This is a genomic window from Streptomyces sp. SM1 (genome assembly GCF_002910825.1).
Classification (GTDB): domain Bacteria; phylum Actinomycetota; class Actinomycetes; order Streptomycetales; family Streptomycetaceae; genus Streptomyces; species Streptomyces okerensis.
In genome coordinates this window covers 1-5,189 of record NZ_NEUB01000577.1, presented here as the reverse complement: position 1 = coordinate 5,189, position 5,189 = coordinate 1, and the positions used below count along the sequence as shown (strand labels likewise).

General features: G+C 73.7%; 4 protein-coding genes. All 4 read left to right on the top strand.

Annotated features, from left to right (window positions below):
- Positions 1-193: 193 nt before the first annotated feature.
- The 4 genes from B9S61_RS13985 (at position 194) to B9S61_RS13970 (ending at position 5,154) form a co-directional block, all read left to right on the top strand.
- Entirely contained in the window at positions 194-1,201 is a 1,008-nt protein-coding gene (locus tag B9S61_RS13985) for a CopD family protein (RefSeq protein WP_103542546.1), read from the top strand.
- Positions 1,202-1,319: 118 nt separating this feature from the next.
- Positions 1,320-2,303: a DEDDh family exonuclease gene (locus B9S61_RS13980; RefSeq protein WP_103542545.1), complete on the top strand. Its 984-nt coding sequence runs from the start codon at positions 1,320-1,322 to the stop codon at positions 2,301-2,303.
- Positions 2,304-2,564: 261 nt separating this feature from the next.
- On the top strand, positions 2,565-3,359 hold the full coding sequence (locus B9S61_RS13975; protein WP_103542544.1) for an SURF1 family protein: 795 nt from the start codon (positions 2,565-2,567) through the stop codon (positions 3,357-3,359).
- A gap of 232 nt (positions 3,360-3,591) precedes the next feature.
- A complete protein-coding gene (locus tag B9S61_RS13970; RefSeq protein WP_103542543.1) occupies positions 3,592-5,154 on the top strand; it encodes a sodium:solute symporter in 1,563 nt (520 codons plus the stop codon).
- The last annotated feature ends 35 nt before the right edge of the window (positions 5,155-5,189 follow it).

The following is a 5,189-nucleotide window of genomic DNA, read 5'->3' as shown; positions in this document are numbered from 1 at the left end:
GGGGCGGGTGCGGTACGTCCTGCCGCCGGTGACGTTCGCGGGTGGACCGCGCGACTGGGCGCGGCCGCCGGGGAGTTGGGGGGCGGATCCGGCGCGCTGGGAGTGACGGCACCGCCACGCGCGAACGGAAGCACCATGCACACATTACGCCCGGGACTTGCCCTGATCTGTGTGATCTTGTGAAGATCCTGGGGTGACTCTGACGAAGCCCGGGCCCGGGGGGACCGGTGCACACAGGGGTGCCCGGCGACCGGGTACCGGGCGGGCCGCCGCCGTACTCGTGCTGGTGGCGCTGGGCGCGCTGATACCGCTCCTCGGCCCGTCCCCGGCGCTGCACGGCACCGGGGAGGAGGAGGCGCCCGGCACCGGCGGCACAGCCCTGCTGCGCACGGTGCTGTTCGCGGCCCTGGCCATCCCCGTCGGTGAACTGTTCGTACGACGGCTGGCCCGCTCCCTGCCCGGCGCTCCCGCGGTCCTGCCCCGCGGCTGGTCGACGGCCGCGAACTCCATCGGCCTGGCGGCCGCCGTCGCTCTCGCCTCCGTCGTGGCCACCGGCAATCTGGTCCCCGGCAGCCTCGCCGACATCGACGTCGGCGGACTCTACGACTCCCGGGACGGCAGACTCGCCCTCCTGGAGGTCAACGGCTTCCTCGCGGCCGCACTGTGCGCAGCCTCCGGCCGCCCCGGCACACAGGCGTGGCCGCTGGCCGCGATCGTCGTGGCGGAGGCGCTGCGCGCGCACCCGACGACCGAGTACAGCCCTCTGACCGGCTCCGGACTGACCCTGGTCCACCTGACCTGTGCGTCGCTCTGGGTGGGCGGTCTGGTCTACGCGCTGCGCACGCTGAAGCTGTGGCAGCGGGCGCCGGCGGGCGGCGCGCTGCTGGGGCGCTACGCGCGCGTGGCGGCCGTCCTGCTCGCCGCCATCACCGCGACGGGGGTGTGCAGTTCGCTGCGCCGGATGCCGTCGGGGACCATCCTGGAACAGCTGACCGACACCGCGTACGGGCGGGTGCTGCTCGCCAAGGTGATCCTCGTGGCCGGTGTCGCCGCCCTCGCGCTGTGGGCGCGGATCCGGCTGGCCCGCGCGGCCGACCCGCTGAGCGCGAGTTCCCCCGCGCGGGCGGAGGTGTACGCGCTCGCCCTGGTGGTCGCGGTGTCGGGACTGCTGACGGCGCTGCCGGTACCGATCCGCTGGTGACCGGAGGCCGGAAACGGCTCCCGGAACCTGTCCGCACTTGTCCGGTATCCGAACGGGCGCCTTGCGCGGGGCACCTGACGGACAGCAGTGTCGGTCGCGGCCAGTATCCTCGTGAACCATGCTCGAAGACCTCACCGCCGCAGCCTCCTCCCCCGCCGTGTGGCCGGCCGCGTATCCCCGGGGATACGCGGTCGTTGACGTGGAGACCACGGGGCTGGCCCGGGACGACCGCATCATCTCCGCGGCCGTCTACCGGCTGGACGCGCGGGGCGAGGTCGAGGACCACTGGTACACGGTGGTCAATCCGGAGCGGGACCCGGGCCCGGTGTGGATCCACGGGCTGACGAGCGAGATACTCGAGGGGGCGCCCCTCTTCCGGGACGTCGCCGCGGAGTTCGCGGCCCGGCTCGAGGGCCGGGTGCTGGTCGCGCACAACGCGGTCTTCGACTGGCAGATGATCGCCCGGGAGTACGCCCGAGCGCGCGGCGAGGCGCCGGTGAAGCAGCGGCTGTGCACCATCGCCCTCTCCAAGGAGCTGGGACTTCCGCTGCCCAACCACAAGCTGGAGTCGCTCGCCGCGCACTTCGGCGTCGTACAGCAGCGGGCGCACCACGCGCTGGACGACGCGCGCGTGCTGGCGGAGGCGTTCCGGCCCAGTCTGCGGGCCGCGGCGGCGGACGGCGTACGGCTGCCGCTGCACGAGTGCCTGCCGCTGACCGAGTGGACGGACCGGCCCCGCATCGGACAGCAGGCCGGCTACGGCGGCCGGGGCCCCGCCAGTTGGCGCCCGTCCCGGAAGCGGCCGGCGTGCCCCCACCCCAACCCGGGGCGGTACGAACCGGGCAAGCGGCTCAAACAGGGCATGCGGGTGGCGTTCTCCGGGGACACCACCGTCGAGCGGGACCTGCTGGAGGACCGCGCGACCGGGGCCGGGCTGCATGTCGCCACCAGCCTGTCCCGGCTGACCAGCCTCCTGGTCACCAACGACCCGGACTCGGGGACGTCCAAGGTGGTCAAGGCCCGGCAGTTCGGCACGCCGGTGGTCGACGAGGCGGCGTTCGGTCAGCTGCTCGGGGACGTCGAGCCCGCCTCACCGGCCTGAGCGGGGCACGGTGTCCGGACCGTACGGACGGGTGAGTGACGGGCGACTCGCCTGCCGCCCGCTCGCCCCGCACCGGGCCGACGGCTCACGCTGTGCCCCATGGCGACATGCGAAGGATCATCGGCCAGGGCGTGGCGGCCGACGGGCACTGGTACTGCGGCGCCCACTGCGCCCGCGCGGAGGGAAGGGGGGATCGTGGACCGGGTATGAATGGACGTACCCGCCTGAAAGCACCCCGCGGCCGAGTTGTACGGTCGTGGGGTGTACCGCTTTCTGTTGTCCCGCCAATGGGTGATCATCACCCTGGTCGCCCTGCTCCTCATCCCCACGATGATCTGGCTGGGCTTCTGGCAGATGGACCGCCACGACGAGCGCGCCGCCCGGAACCAGCTGGTCACCGACGCGCTGGGGGCCGACCCGGTCCCGGTGGAGCGGCTGGCGTCCCCGGGGCACGCCGTGACCCGTGCCGAGCGGTACCGCACCGTGACCGCCCGGGGCCGCTTCGACACGGATGACGAGGTCGTCGTCCGCCGCCGCACCAACGCCGACGACAAGGTCGGCTTCCATGTCCTCACCCCCTTCGTCCTCGACGACGGCAGCGTCCTGCTCGTCAACCGGGGCTGGATCCCCTCGGACGGACCGAGCCAGACCGCCTTTCCCGAGGTCCCCGCACCACCGCGCGGCGAGATCACCATCCGAGGCCGGCTGATGCCCGACGAGACGACCGGGGCGAGCGGCATCAAGGACCTCGAGGGACTGCCGGACCGGCAGATCATGCTGATCAACAGCGGGCAGGAGGCCGAGCGGCTCGGTGCCCGGGTACTCGGCGGGTACATGGTGCAGACGGCGCCCGAACCGCGGGACGGCACCCCGGAGCAGCTGGGGAGCCCCGGCAAGGAGAACGCGGCGCTGAACTACGCGTACGCCGTCCAGTGGTGGCTGTTCGCGGCGGCCGTGCCGGTCGGCTGGGTCGTGCTGGTCCGCCGCGAGAGCCGGGAGCGGACCGGGGCGGCCGCGGTGCCGGACGCCGAGGAGGCGGCACCCGCGGCGGTGTAGCGGCCCTCGCCGGGGCACACGCGCCGTAGCCGGGAAACCGCGGTCCGTGCCGCGACCTGCGCTCCTCTCCCCCTTCGGGGCGCTCTGTGCGAGAGTGACGCGGCGTGCCGGGCGGACGAGCCGTCCGCCCGGCGTACGGCCGGATGAGCCATCCGTCCGTTGTCATCCGGACGGGCCCTCCGCGCAACTCTTCCCCGAGGGCACAGCACACCAGGGACGGGGACGGTGACGCATGGCCGACAGCGCCATGACCGCGACGTTCCTCGCCGTGATCGGCGGGGCGTCGCTGCTCGCCGTCACCGCGCGACGGCTCCGGCCGAGCGACAGGCTGCCCTCGCTGGAGGGCTGGGCGCTGGCCGACCGGAGCCTCGGCGCCGGCTGGACCTGGCTGCTGCTCGGCGGGACGGTCTACACCGCGTACACCTTCACCGCCGTACCGGGTCTGGCGTACGGCAACGGCGCACCCGCCTTCTTCGCGGTGCCGTACACGGTGATCGTCTGTCCGCTCGCGTTCGTCCTGCTCAGCCGGTTGTGGAGCGTGGCCCGGCGGCACGGCTACATCACCGCCGCCGACTTCGTGCGCGGCCGCTACGGCTCGCCCCCGCTGGCCCTGGTCGTCGCGCTGACCGGGATCCTGGCGACGATGCCGTACCTGGCGCTCCAGCTGCTCGGCATCCGCGCGGTGCTCACCGCGGGCGGTCTGTATCCGCACGGCGCCACCGGGGACCTGGTGATGGTGGGGGTGTTCGCGGGTCTCGCCGTGGCCACCTACCGGCACGGGCTGCGGGCGCCCACGGTGATCTCCGCGATGAAGGCGGTGGCGGTGTTCGTCTCGCTCACCGCCGTCTGCTGGCTGGTCCTGGAACGGTTCGGCGGCCCCGGCGCGGTCTTCGACGGGGCGGCACGCGCCCTCGGCGGCACGGACGCGGCCCACTCGCCGCTGCTGCTCACGCCGGATCAGCAGCCCGCCTACGCCACGCTGGCGCTCGGCTCCGCGCTGGCGCTGCTGATGTACCCGCACGTCCTCACCGCCGGGTTCGCCGCCGACGGGACACACACCCTGCGCAAGGTGTCGGCGGGGCTGCCCGCCTGGACCGCGCTGCTGGCGCTGTTCGGGTTCCTCGGCATCGCGGCACTGGCGGCCGGGGTGCGGGCCCCCGAGGGCGGGGCCGAGGCGGCGGTGCCGATGCTGGTGGAGCGGCTGATGCCGGGCCCGCTGGCCGGGCTGGTGTTCGGCGCGATCGTCGTGGGCGCGCTGGTGCCGGCGGCGGTGATGTCGATCGCCGCCGCGACGAGTTTCGTACGGAACGTGTACGTCGAGTACGTCCATCCGACGGCCACGCCGAAACGGCAGGTGCGGGTCGCCAAAGCGGTGTCGCTGACCGCGAAGATCGGGGCCGTGGCGTTCGTGTTCGGGCTGCGCGACCAGGACGCCATCAACCTCCAGCTGCTCGGCGGGGTGTGGATCCTGCAGATCTTCCCGGCGGTGGCGGTCGGTCTGTACACGCGGTGGCTGCATCCGCGGGCGCTGCTCGCCGGGTGGGCGGTGGGCATGACCGCCGGAACGTACCTGGTGGTGCGCGAGGGGTTCGCCTCCATCGTGCCGCTCGGCACGGGCGACGGACCGCTGGAGATCTACGCCGGGATCGCCGCCCTGCTGCTCAATCTGACCGTCGCGGTGGCCGGCACCGCGGCCCTCGCACGGTGCGGTGTCCCACGCGGCGCCGACGCCACCGACCTGCCGTCCCGGCTGACGGCCGGGCGACGTCCGGAGACGGGAGCGAACAACTCGTGAGACGCAGACAGCACCCCCGGACCACTCTGCCGCCG

Bases quoted from the DNA above. Each gene is read 5' to 3' on its own strand.
- B9S61_RS13980 (WP_103542545.1), top strand. From the start codon at position 1,320: ATGCTCGAAGACCTCACCGCCGCAGCCTCCTCCCCCGCCGTGTGGCCG.
- B9S61_RS13970 (WP_103542543.1), top strand. From the start codon at position 3,592: ATGGCCGACAGCGCCATGACCGCGACGTTCCTCGCCGTGATCGGCGGG.